Genomic DNA, 14,699 nt, shown 5'->3' on the forward strand with positions numbered 1-14,699 from the left:
GTTTTGGCTCTCATTCGACAGGCTAAATTTCATAATGCCGCTCACGCCCGTCGCTGGTTTGCCGCGCACATCTCACAAGCCTTTGCCCTACTCACCACACCTTTTTCTCTACTTTGGTAAAGCCATACGCGGATTATAACATTCCCTGCTCAAATTACGAACATTCTGATACAATACCGCCCGCACGTCCTGAAATTCGGAAGGCTCGCGAAAGCCCCCGCTCGTCACAGGCTGGGGCTTTTTTGTCGCAAAGTGCGCAAGTAAACACGGAAACAGGTAAACACGAAATACGCAATACGCAATACGCAGTACGAAGCATATCCCCGTTGCTCGACTAACCAACTACCAAACTACCAAACAAAGAAACTAACCAATGCTAACAACCCGCACCGACCTCCGCAACATCGCCATCATCGCCCACGTTGACCACGGCAAGACCACCCTCGTGGATGGTTTACTCCGTCAATCGCACACCTTCCGCGACAACCAGCACGTGGAAGAACGCGTCATGGATTCCAACGACCTCGAACGCGAGCGCGGCATTACCATCCTTGCCAAAAACACCGCCATCACGCTCAACGATCCCAAGACCGGCAAGCCCATCAAGATCAACATCGTGGATACGCCCGGTCACGCCGATTTCGGCGGCGAGGTCGAGCGCGTGATGAACATGGTGGATGGCGTCCTGCTCCTCGTGGACGCGGCGGAAGGTCCCATGCCACAAACGCGCTTCGTGCTCAAGAAGGCGCTTCAAATGGGACACAAAGCGGTCGTCGTCATCAACAAAGTGGATCGCAAAGACGCCGAACCGGAACGCGTCCTCAATGAGACCTTCGACCTGTTCATCGAACTTGGCGCCTCCGACGAGCAGGCGGAATTCCCCGTCGTCTACGCCATCGGGATCGACCAACGCGCCGGGCTGACCACTGAACTTGGTCCCGACCTTCAACCTTTATTCGACGTGATTTTGAATCACATCCCCGCTCCCAACGTGGACGCGGACGCGCCCCTGCAAATGCTCGTCACCACCCTGGGCTACGACGACTATCGCGGCGTGACCGCGGTGGGTAGAATTTTCTCCGGCACGATCAAAGCCGGTCAGCGGCTTGCGCGATTAACCATGGATGGAAGAAATTTACCCGAATCGGCAAAGTATCTTTACACATTCCAGGGTTTGAATAAGATCGAGATCGAAGCCGCCAATGCCGGGGATATTGTTTCGCTGGCAGGCTTGGAGGAGATCGCCATCGGCGAAACACTCGCCGACCCGGCGAACCCCGTTGCTTTACCCACAATTAAAGTAGAAGAGCCCACCGTCCGCATGACGTTTGGCGTGAACACATCGCCCTTTACCGGCAAAGAGGGGAAGTGGAGCACCTCCCGCAAACTGCGCGAGCGTTTGTTCGAGGAACTTCGCACGAACGTTTCACTGCGAGTCGAAGAGACCGATTCGGCTGAAAATTTTTTGGTCTCAGGCCGCGGCGAGTTGCATCTTGGCATCCTCATCGAAACCATGCGGCGCGAAGGCTATGAATTCCAAGTCTCGCGCCCGGAAGTGATCTTCCACAAAGCGGACGATGGGATGTTGCTCGAACCGTTCGAGGAAGTGCACATCGAGACCAGCAACGAGACGGTTGGGGCGGTGGTCGAAATGCTGGGGAGTCGTCGCGCCAAAATGATGGAGATGCACGACGCGGGTCAGGGCATGACGCGCATGGTCTACATTGCGCCCACGCGGGGCTTGCTCGGTTTCCGTTATCAGTTCCTGACCTCTACGCGCGGCGCGGGGGTGATGCACAGCATCTTTCATGGGTACGATGAAATGGCGGGAGCGATGTCCACGCGGCAAACAGGCTCACTCGTGGCGTGGGAGGCGGGCGATTCCACGGCGTACGCGCTGAAGAACGCGGAAGAGCGCGGCACGTTGTTCATCGGTCCCGGTGTGGCTGTCTACGAAGGCATGGTGATCGGCGAGAACACGCGCGGGCAGGATATGCCCATCAACGTGTGCAAGAAAAAGCATCTCACCAATATTCGCTCGGCGGGCGCGGATATGGAAATCCGCCTCACGCCGCCGCGCCGCATGTCGTTGGATGAGGCGGTCGAATATTTGTCTGACGACGAATTGCTTGAGGTCACGCCCGAGTCGTATCGCATCCGTAAACGGATTCTCAACACCGACGATCGCGGCAAACAAACCAAGAAAATGAAGGAAGCGTTGGGAGAGGAATAATTTTCATTCACGCTCATAGAGTCGGACAGGTCTCGCGCGCCATGCGCGAGACCTGTTTCTTTTTGCGTTTATACCGCGACGGCGGTTTAACAACCAAATGAATTGGTGGAATCGGTTTCGATGCCAGCCGCGTTATACGCCTCGAGGCGATAACTCACGGTCTGCCCGGAGTCTACCGCGGATTTGTCCACGAACGAGGTGGTGTTCGCCGGGAGATCGGCGATCAACTCTCCGTTGCGATAGAGGCGGAAGCCGGTTTCGTTTTCCGATTTGTCGGACCAGGTCAGCGTTACAGTGAGTTCGGTGTTGACTCCGTTGAATTCACACGAATAATCCCAACTTTGAAACGATGGCGCTTTTGGCGGAGGTTTCGTGGCGGTCGGCGGCGGCGTGACGCTCGGCACAACCCAGTAACTGCCGCTCACTTCGACGAACTCGCCCCACAACCAGCATTGACCGGTTGGGCTGTCGGACGATTTCACGAGCCAGTAATTTGCGATCCCGTAGTTGCCGACGATCTCCAGTTTGGCGTTCGGCAAATAGGTGAACACCACTGCGTACTCTTGACCCGGTCCCGCGCGGCAGTTCGTTTGCTCGCGGACGATGAGCATCGGCACGGAATAGGTCGGTGTGATGGTTGCCGTCGCCGCGTTTGGATTCGTTGTGCTTGTTAGACTTGGTATCGGCGAAAACGTCGCGGTGATGGGAACGTCCGCGCCATTTTGGAGACCCTCCATGAGCGCGGTTTGAAGTTCCGGTGGCATTTGGTTTTCATCTGTAGGCGGTTGCGCGTCGGGCAAATTGCAGGCGAGCATCGCCGCGATCAACGCGAAGGATGCGATCGCAATGTTGGTTTTGTTTCTCATTTAATTTTCAAGTGCGCGCGCCCGCCCACGCGGAAATATTTCACGCGTCCCTTTTCGTCGCGGAGGATGTCGGCGAGCGCGCCGTTGTAGGGTTCGTCCAAACCGATGAGGTTATCTTTGTCGTAAAACGCGAATCGCATCGGCGCGAGAGCGGGACCCGGCGGCGCGTCGGGCGTGGGGAATCCTCCAAGCGGGATGTGATGATACACGAGATATTTTCCTTTTGTCTTGATGTCGAAACATTCGGTGCCGATCTTATATCGCCCGACGAATTCTTTTCCGTCTTGCGGATTCTTCATCGGCTTCGGTGATTTGAGTTTGATCCCAAAATAGAGGTCGAGCGCCCAGCCGAACGTCTGCGCGGTGATGACGCCGCCCTCGTCGCTGTTGGTGAGGATGGCGAGCGCGAAATCTTTTTCGGGGATGTAGAAGAAATACGCTTGCTGTCCGTTGGTCGCGCCGCCGTGCGCGTACGCGGTGAGAGCATCGGCATAGCGGATGAACCACGTGATGCCCATGTCGCCGCGCCCGCCCGCGCTCACTTGTTTGACGCGCATCGCTTTGAGACTCTTGCGCGTGATGATTCTGTTACCACTGCCCATGTGGAAGCGCGCATACTTCAGCAAGTCTTTGACCGTGCTGACGACTCCTCCCACGCCGTTGCCTGCCCTGCCAATCGCCCACGGACGCGACACGTGAGTTTTTTTGTCTTTGCGATAATGCCCGACAACGAAGCGATGCGTGAAGAGAATATCGCTTGGATAAAGGAACGACATGTTCAAGCCAAGAGGATCGAGCAACATTTCCTGCAATGCCTGCTCGTATGATTTTTTCGTCACCACTTCGATGACCCGCGAAGCGACGTTGAATCCCGTGTTGTTGTACGACCAGATTTTTCCCAGCGGCTGAATCTGCGGAAGATGGGAAATATCTTTCACCATTTTATCGAGCGCGTCGTCGCCATCGCCGAAACTGTTGAAATAATCGCCGACCCATCCGCCCGTGTGCGTAAGCAAGTGACGGATGGTGACTTTCTTCGCCACGCTTTCATCCTTGAGTTTGAAATCTTTGATGTACTTTCGCACAGGCGCGTCGAGATTCACTTTTCCCTGCTCGGCGAGCATCATCAGCAATGTGGCAGTGAATGTCTTGCTGATCGAACCGACTTGCATCAACGTATCGGCATTGACGGGCAAAGGGTTTTCGAGACTCGTGACGCCGAATCCCGCCGTCCAATCTTTGCCTTTGTGATAAATTCCGATGGCGACGCCGGGAACGTGGAGTCGCTTCATTTCTTTTTGGATACGCGTGGAAATGGTTTTGAAGTTTGCGTTGGGGGAGGTTGTCGTTTTCATAGACTGATTGAAGAGACCTCAGATGTTTTGAAAACCTCCGAGGTCTTTGATGTTATTCTCCGGTTCCTTCCATCCACGTGGACTGATACTCGGGCTTCTCGAATTCGAGCGCGTCCTTCGTGAGATGCAGCGGATAAAACGTATCCACCATCACGGCTAACTCTTTCGTTTCTTTCGCGCCGATGGAGGCTTCGGTCATGCCGGGTTGCGGACCGTGCGCCAAGCCGTAGGGGTGCATGGAAATGTCACTGCGGTCAATGCCTTTGCGCGACATGAAGTTGCCCTCGGCATAATAGATCACCTCATCCGAGTTGACGTTCGAGTGATTGTACGGCGCGGGGATGGCGAGCGGATGATAGTCGAATAGTCGCGGGACGAACGAGCAGACGACGAAGTTATGCGCGTCGAAGGTCTGATGAACGGGCGGCGGCTGGTGGACTCGTCCCGTGATCGGCTCGAAATCTTCGATGTTGAAGATCCACGGGTAGAGATAGCCGTCCCAGCCGACAACGTCGAAGGGGTGATAATCCAAAATGTGTTTCGATAGGCGATCGCGCACTTTCACGCGCACTTCAAAGTCGCCGCGTTCGGTGTGCGTTTCAAGTTCTTCGGGCGTGCGGATGTCGCGTTCACAGTACGGCGCGTGTTCGAGCATTTGACCGAAATTGTTTCGGTAGCGTTTCGGCGGCTCGATCTGCGATGGGTTCTCGATGGTGAAGAAACGCGCCTCGCTTCCGTCAATGTGCATTTGCCACGTCGTGCCGAACGGGATCACGATGTAATCGCCTTTGCGGAATTTGAGATTCCCAAACTGCGATTTCAACACGCCGCTTCCTTCATGCACCCACCACGTTTCGTATGCCTGCGCGTTGCGATAGAAATAATCCATGCTCTTCGACGCGCGCGCCACGCCGAGGATCACATCCTTGTTGGCGAGAAGCGGAATCCGCGCGGAGACCGCGTCGCCGCCAAGAGGCGCATCGGCAGTCTTGAACGCGCGATGACGGATGGGACCAAACTCCACGGTTTCAGGCAGACGCGAGCCGAGGTCTTCGGTGTGTTTGACGCGCGCCGGGATGAAGTTGTGATAGAGGATGGATTGCAGGGATGAGAATCCCTCCAGTCCCATCAGTTCTTCGCGGTACAGTTCGCCGTTCGGTTTTCTGAATTGCACGTGCCGCTTGTGTGGGATTTGTCCGAGTTTTTGATAGAAGGGCATTTTGGACTCCGTATTTCGTGTGTTCTCCCGCCGTTCAACTGCGGGAGAAACGGATTGTAGTATTTCGTATTGCGTAAATTCTCCCGCGTTCCTTCGGCAGTTCAACTGCCGAAGGAACGGCGGTAAGCAACTCTCCTAAGGCGAAATCGTTATAGATTGGATCAAGGCGTCTAAGGAAGCAAGAACCGGCGTAAATGAGGAGGGATCCGCCGCGGTGAGTTTATCCGCGACCGCCAGATAGTACGCGTCCATTTCGCCCGGGGCGGCGGAAGCGTAATCGGGGAAGTTGATTCCGTCCGCCGATGGGTTCTCCGCTGTGGATTGAAGCGGCGACACGACCGGCAAGATCGCGATCACATAATATTTTCCGTCGCTGGTGAGACCTTGATAGTGATAGATCTGTCCGGTGCGGATGATCGGACCGGGAAATTGCGAAAAGTGCGAGATCATGCGAATGCCTGAGCCGTTTTGAAAATTTAGCCTCTCACCTTTTGCAACCAGGTCTTGACCCGCGTTATAGAACGGAATACCCGGAGCCGAATCGAGATCGACCGGCGCGGACGGGCTGGCGAGCAACGCCTGCAACTCCGGGATGCTCAGGCTCGCGCCCGGACTGACCTCTGCAAATGCTTGCGTTGGGTATACGTAAATGGTCGGCTGGATGGGATGGTTTGGGTCTGTTCCGGTATACCCGGTCAGCGTAAACACAATATGTTCGGGAGCCATTTCCCATGGGGCGGTGTCGCCACCGACGGCCGGCTCAAGGATTGGCGTCGCGCCGCTAGCGAGTCCGTTGGGGATGACGAACGAAACATGATTGAAAGAGACTTCAATACCAGCGGGAAGCGGCGTTGCCGCCGTAACTGTTTCGGCGGGCGTCTCGGCAGTGTAAGCTTGCAATGTTGACGCCACAACAGTTTCGAGTTGTCCCGGGTTTTCAGCGGCTGGAGTTGCATTGCCGCACGCCGTTAACCCAATTGCCAACATCATTGACGCGCATGTAAATTGTTTGAGCGAGTTCAATGGATTATCCTTTCGCGCCGACCGTGTTTCGTAACAAACCAATGCGCTCAACTTCTAATTCGACCACATCGCCCTCGTTCAGCCACGGACCTTGGTTCTTGGTCAACTCATACAAACACCCTGTACCCACAGTGCCGGAGCCGATCACATCGCCTGGTTGGAGCATAACCGATTCGGACGCGCGGGCGATGATATCTCCGAATGACCAGTAAATATCGTTGAAGTTGCCGCGTGAGACTTCTGTGCCGTTGATCTTGGCGGTCATCAATAGGTCGTACACGCCCGGTCGTGTTGTTGCTTTATCGGCAAGCGATTCGTGAGTGACGATGACCGGTCCGTAGGAGGAGGCGAAATCTTTCGATTTGACCGGACCGAAGTTGACCCTCATCTCTTGCACTTGCAGGTCGCGCGCCGACCAGTCGTTGAAAATGGTATAGCCGAAGATATGCTTTGGGGCATCCTCTGCTTTGATGTTCATGCCCGCCTTGCCGATGATCACCGCGATCTCCAATTCAAAGTCAATGGCGTTGGTGTAGGCTGGATGGGGAATCACGTCATCATGCCCGAAATCGTTGGTGGGGTTCGAGAAATAAAAGACCGGGAACTTATACCAATTCTCTGGCACATCTTGTCCGCGATTACGGTTCGCGGTTTTGACGTGGGTTTCAAAGGCATACGCATCGCGCAAGGTTTTGGGATGGATCGGCGAGAGGAATTTCACCTCATCCAGCGCGAGTGATTCCTTTGCGGCTTTCTGCGATGCGGCTCCCGCGCCCGCGGCGATCACCGCGAGCATGTCGGGGTAGGGCAGGGTGTGGACGCGGTCGTCCACGACGATGGCAGGCTGGGTCGTGGCGCGAAGCGTGCTGACGGTGGCAAATTTCATAGTGTGAGTCCTATGTCAAAGGTCGCAAGTCGCAGGTCGTTGACTTTCGACCTTTGACCTTCAACTTTCAACTATAGATTGCCTCGTCGTTCCTGTTCCACTTCAATCGACTCGAACAGCGCTTTGAAGTTACCCTTGCCGAATCCTTTCGCGCCGTGACGTTGGATCACTTCGATGAACATCGTCGGGCGGTCTTGGATGGGCTTGGTGAAGATCTGCAAGAGGTAGCCTTCGTCGTCGCGGTCAACGAGGATGCCAAGATCGTGGATGGCTTTCATGTCCTCTTTGATCGAGCCGACGCGGTCGGGCAACGCCTCGTAATAGGTGTCTGGCACGCGCAAAAATTCCACGCCGCGACTGCGGAGGGCGTCAACGGTCTTGAGGATATCGCCCGTGATGATGGCGACGTGTTGCACGCCGGGCGTCAAATAATAATCGAGATATTCTTCGATCTGGCTTTTGCGTTTGCCCTCGGCGGGTTCGTTGATCGGGAACTTGACGCGCCCGTTTCCGTTTTGCATTACCTTCGACATGAGCGCGGAATATTCGGTGGAAATATCTTTGTCGTCGAAATGAAGCAATTGGCGGAAGCCCATCACCTGATGATAAAAATTCACCCATTGATTCATCTTGCCGAGTTGCACATTGCCGACCATGTGATCGATTGCGGCGAGTCCCGTTGACTCGGCTTCGTATTTGATCGGCTTATACGTCGGCGCGAACACGCCTTTGTAATCGCCGCGATCAACGAACACATGCAGAGTTTCGCCGTAGGTGTAGATCGCGGAGGTGCGATAGATGCCGTGATCGTCTTTCTCTTCGCGCGGAGTCCATCCCGATTTTCCGCCGCGCGCGGTGGTTTCCTTCCATGCTTTTTCCACATCGTCCACTTCGAGCGCGATCATCTTCACGCCGTCGCCATGCAGCATGTGATGCGATGCAAGCGGGCTGGACGGCGAATAGGGCGCGGAAACAACAAACCGCGCCTGCCCCGATTCCAACACATACGAAGCAAAGTCGCGGTTGCCTGTTTCAAGTCCCGAATACGCAATGGGCTTGAAGCCGAATGCCTTCCACCAATAATACATGGCGTGCTTGGCGTTACCCACATAAAAATGAACATGGTCAACGGATTTGATCTGAAGAAAGTCCGCCTCTTCTGTCATGGGGCGTGCCGCTTGCGCGGGTTGTACAGTTGTAGCCATCGAGCCTCCTTGGGTTAGATCATCGGATTGTACGCCAAAGGATGTTTCAATGCAAACAAAAAATGTTGCGGATGAAACCCCGCTTCACCCCACGGGACGGCTGTTTCTCAGTAGGAAGTTTTTTTCTACGCTGATGTTTTCCCTCGTTGATTTACGCTGATCCAAAGAAAGAAAATCTGCGGTTTCTGCGCGGTCAGCGGCCAAATGGTTCTGTATGGTTTGTCACGGCTTGACGCGGCTGACTTTTCCATCCGTCATCTTTTGCAGGTCGTCCGTTCTCAATTCAAAGATCGCGTTGGGAGTCCCCGCCGCCGCCCAAACTTTTTCGTATTGCAGGAAATCTTCATCGAGGTACGTTTCAATTTGTTGAGTATGACCGATGGGAGGCACGCCGCCGATGGCAAAGCCAGTGACGGTTCGCGCGAAATCAGCGTCCGCTTTGCCGATGGTCTCGCCCGCGTACTCGCTGATGCGTTTTTCGTCCACGCGGTTCGCGCCGCTGGTGAGGACGAGGATCGGCTTGTGCGACTCTTTGCCCTTGAAGATCAGCGACTTCACGATCTGACCGAGTTCGCATCCCGCGCGGTCTGCGGCTTCTTGCGCCGTGCGCGTGGACTCGGCGTGTTCGATCACGGTGTAGTTGTAGCCAAGCGAGTTGAGCAGGTCTTGAATTTTTTGAGCGGAGGGGGAGAGAGTTGACATGTCCCCGATTATAATTTGGAAATCATGCCCATTATAAAAGTCGCTCTCGCGTTCCTGATCAGTCTCATGCCGTTGAACGTCTTGCGCGTTCTCGGCTATCGTTTGCTGTTCGGCTACCGAATTGACAAGTCCCGAATCGGATTTGGCGCGATCATTGCCGTTGACGAATTTGCCATTTCGAAATCCAAGATAGGATTCTTCAATCAATTCATCGGCCCCATGAAAATCAAGATTGCGGAAGGCGCGTCCATCGGAAACCGAAACACTTTTTCATGCGGATACTGGGTACTGCGAGAGGAAAATCAAGCGATGAATTACGCGCGGACGCTGGAAATCGGCGCAGATGCGTTGATCACGTCGGGTCATCACTTCGATGTGGCTGGCAGATTCAAACTCGGCGACCGTTCGTGGGTGGCGGGCATCGGCTCGCAGTTCTGGACGCACGGAGTCGGCGCGCGAGATCGGGATATTGAAATTGGAAGTGATTGTTATCTCGGAAGCGCTGTCCGCTTTGCGCCAGGTTCATCCATTGGAAACAATGTGCTTGTCGCGATGGGAAGCGTGGTCAGCGGGAAAATAGATGTGAGCAACGCGCTGGTGGGTGGAGTCCCTGCGAAAGTGTTGAAAGAAAATTACGATTGGAAAACTCAGCGAGAGTGATTTCGATGTTCGTGACGCAGTTGCACTGCGTCACGCCTGTCGGCAGTTCAACTGCCGACAGATCAAATGTCAAGAAAATGTGACACGATTGGAAAACTCAGAATGAGTGACGAACAACAAAGAAAAATCTACCAAACAGATGGGGATCGTTACGAAGCCTTAATTGCGCGGGAGGATTATCAAAGCAATATCTTGAAAGCAATCGAAGAAATTATCAGCCCCGACGGCTTGGACATCCTCGATCTCGGCGCGGGGACGGGACGGTTGACGCTCCTGCTTGCGCCTCGCGCAAGATCGATCCGCGCGTTCGATATTTCAAGCGAAATGTTGCGTGTCTGCCGCCAGCGACTCGCAGCAAGCGAATTGTCCAACTGGCAGGTAGATATCGCCGACCACAGAAAATTGCCAATTACTAATCACTCTGCTGATCTCGCCGTCTCTGGCTGGAGCGTGAGTTATCTTGCGGTGTGGAATCAGGAATCAGGCGCTAGAGAATTGGAGAATTGGTTGGAGGAGATGAGGCGCGTATTGCGCAAAGATGGGACGATCATCCTGTTCGAGTCGCTTGGCACAGGCAACGAGAGTCCGATTCGGCTGGAGCATGTCGAGTCTACCTATCAATGGCTGGATGCGAATGGATTCCAAAGCAAATGGATTCGCACCGATTACAAATTTGAATCGCTGGAGGAAGCCGAAGAGTTGTCGCGCTTCTTCTTCGGCGATGAGTTGGGAGAAAAAGTCAGCCAGAACGAATGGATCGTCCTGCCTGAGTGTACCGGGGTGTGGTGGTTGTAAGACCGACTTAAGTCGGTCTCGTTGATTATTTGACGAACGCCTCAGCCCGGTTCATCAACGCGTCTTCCACGCGCAACTTGTGATTTCCAAGCATCGTCAGTGCGTCCATCTCAGTTACCGAGAAAAACCCCGCGTCGGTTGTCTCGTTGCTCAAGCCCAATTCGCCGCCGACGATCGCCACTTCGAACGATAACGCGACGACGAAAACTTTATTCGCATCGGGATAGATGACGAGTTGATTCGGATCGCTGTACACGCCGACCAAACGCTTCACGCGGACGTGGAGGCTTGTCTCCTCCCACACCTCGCGGATACAAGCCTCAGCCGCGCTCTCGCCTGAATCCATTGCGCCGCCGGGCAGGCACCACTGACCATTGTCCGTGCGGCACGTGAGCAGGACGCGCTGGTTTTCATCGAAGAGGATGGCTGAAGTGCCGAGTCGGAGTTGCCCCTGTTTGCCGAGGCGGTCGCCGTAGAGGACTTGAGTCATATTAAATTATAAGACCTCACAGGTCTCTGAGACCTGTGAGGTCTATCTCCTTTTATTTTATGAAGGTCCCGTTGCGCAGTTCTTTCAACGTTTCTTGAATCTCTTCCAATGTATTCATCACGAACGGACCGTATGGCACGATGGGTTCTTTGAACGGCGCGCCCGCGATGAGCATGAAGCGGACGGAGTCGTTTTCTGTTTTGACCGTGATGTGATCGCCCTCGTCTGAAAACTTGAGCATGTGAGTGGCGTTAACTGTGTCTTCGCCGAACACGCCTTCGCCGTGGAAAACGTACGCCACTGCGGTGTGTCCGCTGGGGATGGGGAAATGCCAGACGGAGGCGGGAGCCAGCTCCACGTCGAGATAAAGAGGCGAGGCGGAGATGTCTTCGACGGGTCCGTTGACTCCGTCCACCGTCCCAGCGACGACGCGGATTCTGACTCCATCCTTTTCAAATGTTGGAATCGTTGACGCGTTCACTTCCTGATAGCGCGGCTCAGACATTTTGAGATGCGAGGGGAGGTTGACCCAGAGTTGGAAGCCGTAGATATTGCCGCTTTCGCCGCGACGGGGCATTTCTTCGTGGAGGATGCCGCGACCGGAACTCATCCATTGCACGTCGCCGGGACCGATGGTGCCTTCGTTGCCGAGGCTGTCGCGGTGCGCGGTGGAGCCTTCGAGCATGTAGGTGACGGTTTCGATGCCGCGATGCGGATGATATGGGAAGCCGCGCAGGGGTCCTTCGAGCGGATCGTTGAAGGCGAAGTGATCGAAGAGCAGGAATGGGTCGAACAGGTTGCTGACCTTCGGACCGAACGAGCGAAGTAAGCGCACGCCCGCGCCTTCGATGGTGACCTGCGGTTCGATAATCCGTGAGATTTTTCGTGGGTTGTTCATGTCGTGTAGATGAGGTGAGGAGGGGAGGTATTACGTTTACCTGTGAGACACTGGATGAGTTGTCAATGCTATAATTGCTCGCAGTGACTAGAATCTATCTCGATAACTGTGTGCTTAATCGTCCATTTGACGATCAAAGTCAGGAGCGGATTCGGCTTGAGACCGAGGCGATTGTACTCCTTCTTTCACGTGTGGAACGAAAAGAATGGACATGGCTCGGCAGTGAAGCATTGGGGATCGAGATTGATCGCACGCCCGACGTTGACCAACAATCACGATTGAAACGTGTTGTTAAATTCGTCAATTCTGTTATCGAGATCAGTGACACAGTTCTGGCGCGCGCTCGTGAATTGCAGACGGTAGGTTTTGTGGGCTTTGATGCAGTTCATCTGGCTTGTGCGGAAAAGGGTAAAGCGGATATTTTTCTTACCACAGATGACCGCTTGCTCAAGACGGCAAAACGCTTGTCGAAGAAATTACTTGTAGAAGTTAAAAACCCTTTGGATTGGATGAAGGAGAAAATCGAATGAACATACGATTGATGACCCCTCAGCAAATTCGCGTCGCTGGGCTAGCCGCGCTTTCTCGCGAGCTTGGTCTGGTTGGGATGATTCGTTTTATGCAACAGTTCGAAATGGGGAAGGGCGACTATTCCAAAGACCGCCATGAGTGGCTGGACCAATATTCTGTGGACGATATTGCTAGGATGGTTCGCGAAAGAAAACCGACTTATAAGACCAGCAGAAAGAAGAAATAAGAAGCGGCGCACAATTGAGTGCGCCGCTTGGTCTTTAACCTCACCCGCCAGTCCCCAATTCAAGAAACTTGACCTCATGCGTGAGCTGGTAATTGACCAGCCTCGGCAGGAGCGCTTCGTTCAATCGGTTTTCGATCCGTTTTTCGGCGTCATCGAGCATTTCCAGTTTGGAGGCTTTATCCAACGCCAGAGCATTGAGTTCTTTTGTGGCGTTCTCAATATCCTTGCTCAAAACCCAGTTGATCAGACCTGAGGAAGATGTCTTTTGTATGTCCAGCGGTTCGACGGAGAGAATCTCGGCGCGCGGAAGTTGCAAGATGACTTGACCCGGCTTGAGAAATCCTCCGCGATGGACTTCGATGTTGAATCCCTTTTGCAGATCGAATCCGATCTTTGCCCGGTACATGCCGCGCAGGTGAATCCGTTTTTCGCTTCCTAGCAGTTTGTCGCTGGTCTCATATTCGACATCGTAATCCTGCTCGATCATCGCCAACTGTAGGATTTCATTCGTCCGTTTGTAGATGATCTTCTGGTTGATGGTCACCTGCGGCGTCAGCCCCAACGTGTTCTTTACAGTCTCAGCCAGTTCGTTGGCAACCGATAAAGTCTTTTTGGGGAAATAGACGAACACCAGCCATGCCGTCCCTGCGAATAGGATGAGCAGGAAGACGAGGATACTGATGACGATGATGGTTGTGTCGCTCATGGTGTTGTTGGTTCAAGGATACAGGAAAACATCACTGCCTGCAAGCCCATGAAAGTTGACAATGCCTGGCTTTCTCAACGCCCTAGTTTTCTGAGGTCCAATCGCGCTTAAGTACCACTTGAAAATAATCGAGCCTAAAACACTCTCGCCACTTTACAGTACCAACGGATGAAATTTCAGAACTGTAATTGAATTTTCTCCATCAGACATTTGTAGATCGCGGTAAGCCTCCTACAATTTCAGGCATGACCCGACCACGCGCCAATTTGCGCAGTCTGCTTTTAATATTTGCTATGGCGTTCCTTATCCTTCCGTCGCCTGCGCGGGCGTGGGAGGGGAGCGAAATCCCGCCGCTGGATGAATTTATCGCGCATGTGGCAAACGGCCAAGCGGACGAACTGCGCGGCATCTACGTCCCAGATCTATTTGCTTACCCTGTCGTTCCTCAGCCTGAGGATAGCCCTGCTTTCGTTTCCACTCAACCCGAAACTCTCACGCAATTTAACGCGGCGGCGCGATACGGCACGACCGGTCTGCTGGCGCATAATTATCTCGCGGGTGAAAGTTTTTCATTGTTGGAAGAGGGACAATTGATCTATCTGATTTACGGCGATGGCAAAACCGAAACATTCATCGTCCGTGAATTCATGCGTGTTCAGGCATTGAGTCCGAACAGCGTCACCAGCGAATTTGTAGACCTCGACACGGGCGAACGGCTATCGTCAACCCGTCTCTTTTTCAAAGTGTTCAATCGCCCAGGCAATTTAACACTGCAAACCTGCATCAACGCCGAGGGAAATCTATCGTGGGGCAGGGTGTTCATCCTTGCCGAGCCTATCGTCAATAAATTCATTTCCATGCCGCATCGGTTGAAGTTTTACTAAACGGTAGTAACGACTTCAGT

The 14,699-nt window shown here is 53.9% G+C and carries 16 protein-coding genes; 6 read left to right on the top strand and 10 right to left on the bottom strand.

All coding sequences use genetic code 11. The annotated features are described in order from the left end of the window. Positions 1–373: 373 nt before the first annotated feature. Positions 374–2,233 carry a translational GTPase TypA gene (typA, locus tag AC16KF_RS07340; protein ID WP_484036653.1) on the top strand — a complete coding sequence of 620 codons (1,860 nt, stop codon included), beginning with the start codon at positions 374–376 and terminating at the stop codon, positions 2,231–2,233. An 86-nt stretch (positions 2,234–2,319) separates the two neighbouring features. On the opposite strand, the gene AC16KF_RS07345 is transcribed toward typA, so the two are convergent. The 7 genes from AC16KF_RS07345 to AC16KF_RS07375 form a co-directional block, all read right to left on the bottom strand. Next, complete coding sequence (locus AC16KF_RS07345; RefSeq protein ID WP_484036654.1) at positions 2,320–3,099, bottom strand: SH3 domain-containing protein; 780 nt, start codon at positions 3,097–3,099, stop codon at positions 2,320–2,322. Next, complete coding sequence (locus AC16KF_RS07350) at positions 3,096–4,454, bottom strand: serine hydrolase domain-containing protein (protein WP_484036655.1); 1,359 nt, start codon at positions 4,452–4,454, stop codon at positions 3,096–3,098. The genes AC16KF_RS07345 and AC16KF_RS07350 overlap by 4 nt, the downstream gene beginning before the upstream one ends. A gap of 52 nt (positions 4,455–4,506) precedes the next feature. Beyond that, positions 4,507–5,673 carry a homogentisate 1,2-dioxygenase gene (locus tag AC16KF_RS07355; protein ID WP_484036656.1) on the bottom strand — a complete coding sequence of 389 codons (1,167 nt, stop codon included), beginning with the start codon at positions 5,671–5,673 and terminating at the stop codon, positions 4,507–4,509. A gap of 135 nt (positions 5,674–5,808) precedes the next feature. Continuing rightward, the gene (locus AC16KF_RS07360; protein ID WP_484036657.1) at positions 5,809–6,696 is read right to left on the bottom strand and encodes a hypothetical protein; all 888 of its coding nucleotides are present in this window, start codon (positions 6,694–6,696) and stop codon (positions 5,809–5,811) included. Positions 6,697–6,700: 4 nt separating this feature from the next. Continuing rightward, positions 6,701–7,582: a fumarylacetoacetate hydrolase family protein gene (locus tag AC16KF_RS07365; RefSeq protein ID WP_484036658.1), complete on the bottom strand. Its 882-nt coding sequence runs from the start codon at positions 7,580–7,582 to the stop codon at positions 6,701–6,703. A gap of 71 nt (positions 7,583–7,653) precedes the next feature. Next, positions 7,654–8,787, bottom strand: coding sequence for a 4-hydroxyphenylpyruvate dioxygenase (gene hppD / locus AC16KF_RS07370; RefSeq protein WP_484036659.1), 1,134 nt, complete (start codon positions 8,785–8,787; stop codon positions 7,654–7,656). A gap of 222 nt (positions 8,788–9,009) precedes the next feature. After that, entirely contained in the window at positions 9,010–9,489 is a 480-nt protein-coding gene (locus AC16KF_RS07375) for a YbaK/EbsC family protein (protein WP_484036660.1), read from the bottom strand. Between the two features lie 24 nt (positions 9,490–9,513). On the opposite strand from AC16KF_RS07375, the gene AC16KF_RS07380 reads away from it, so the two are divergent. Together AC16KF_RS07380 and AC16KF_RS07385 are read left to right on the top strand one after the other, a co-directional pair. Beyond that, positions 9,514–10,149, top strand: a complete 636-nt coding sequence (locus tag AC16KF_RS07380; RefSeq protein ID WP_484036661.1) for an acyltransferase — start codon at positions 9,514–9,516, stop codon at positions 10,147–10,149. A gap of 102 nt (positions 10,150–10,251) precedes the next feature. Beyond that, positions 10,252–10,944 (top strand): class I SAM-dependent methyltransferase, encoded by a 693-nt coding sequence (locus tag AC16KF_RS07385; protein ID WP_484036662.1) that lies wholly within the window; start codon positions 10,252–10,254, stop codon positions 10,942–10,944. Positions 10,945–10,969: 25 nt separating this feature from the next. Here the strand turns inward: AC16KF_RS07385 and AC16KF_RS07390 are convergent, their stop codons facing one another. Together AC16KF_RS07390 and AC16KF_RS07395 are read right to left on the bottom strand one after the other, a co-directional pair. Then, entirely contained in the window at positions 10,970–11,434 is a 465-nt protein-coding gene (locus AC16KF_RS07390) for an NUDIX domain-containing protein (RefSeq protein ID WP_484036663.1), read from the bottom strand. Between the two features lie 52 nt (positions 11,435–11,486). Next, positions 11,487–12,332 carry a pirin family protein gene (locus AC16KF_RS07395; RefSeq protein ID WP_484036664.1) on the bottom strand — a complete coding sequence of 282 codons (846 nt, stop codon included), beginning with the start codon at positions 12,330–12,332 and terminating at the stop codon, positions 11,487–11,489. 83 nt (positions 12,333–12,415) lie between these two features. On the opposite strand from AC16KF_RS07395, the gene AC16KF_RS07400 reads away from it, so the two are divergent. Beyond that, positions 12,416–12,862, top strand: coding sequence for a PIN domain-containing protein (locus AC16KF_RS07400; RefSeq protein ID WP_484036665.1), 447 nt, complete (start codon positions 12,416–12,418; stop codon positions 12,860–12,862). Further along, positions 12,859–13,089, top strand: a complete 231-nt coding sequence (locus AC16KF_RS07405) for a hypothetical protein (RefSeq protein ID WP_484036666.1) — start codon at positions 12,859–12,861, stop codon at positions 13,087–13,089. Before AC16KF_RS07400 ends, AC16KF_RS07405 begins: the two co-directional genes overlap by 4 nt. Before the next feature lie 40 nt (positions 13,090–13,129). Here the strand turns inward: AC16KF_RS07405 and AC16KF_RS07410 are convergent, their stop codons facing one another. Beyond that, a complete protein-coding gene (locus tag AC16KF_RS07410) occupies positions 13,130–13,795 on the bottom strand; it encodes a DUF4230 domain-containing protein (protein WP_484036667.1) in 666 nt (221 codons plus the stop codon). Between the two features lie 245 nt (positions 13,796–14,040). Here AC16KF_RS07410 and AC16KF_RS07415 point away from each other — a divergent pair, with 245 nt between their 5' ends. Then, a complete protein-coding gene (locus AC16KF_RS07415; protein WP_484036668.1) occupies positions 14,041–14,679 on the top strand; it encodes a sortase, YLP family in 639 nt (212 codons plus the stop codon). Positions 14,680–14,699 lie beyond the last annotated feature (20 nt).

This window comes from Candidatus Defluviilinea gracilis (assembly GCF_057138825.1).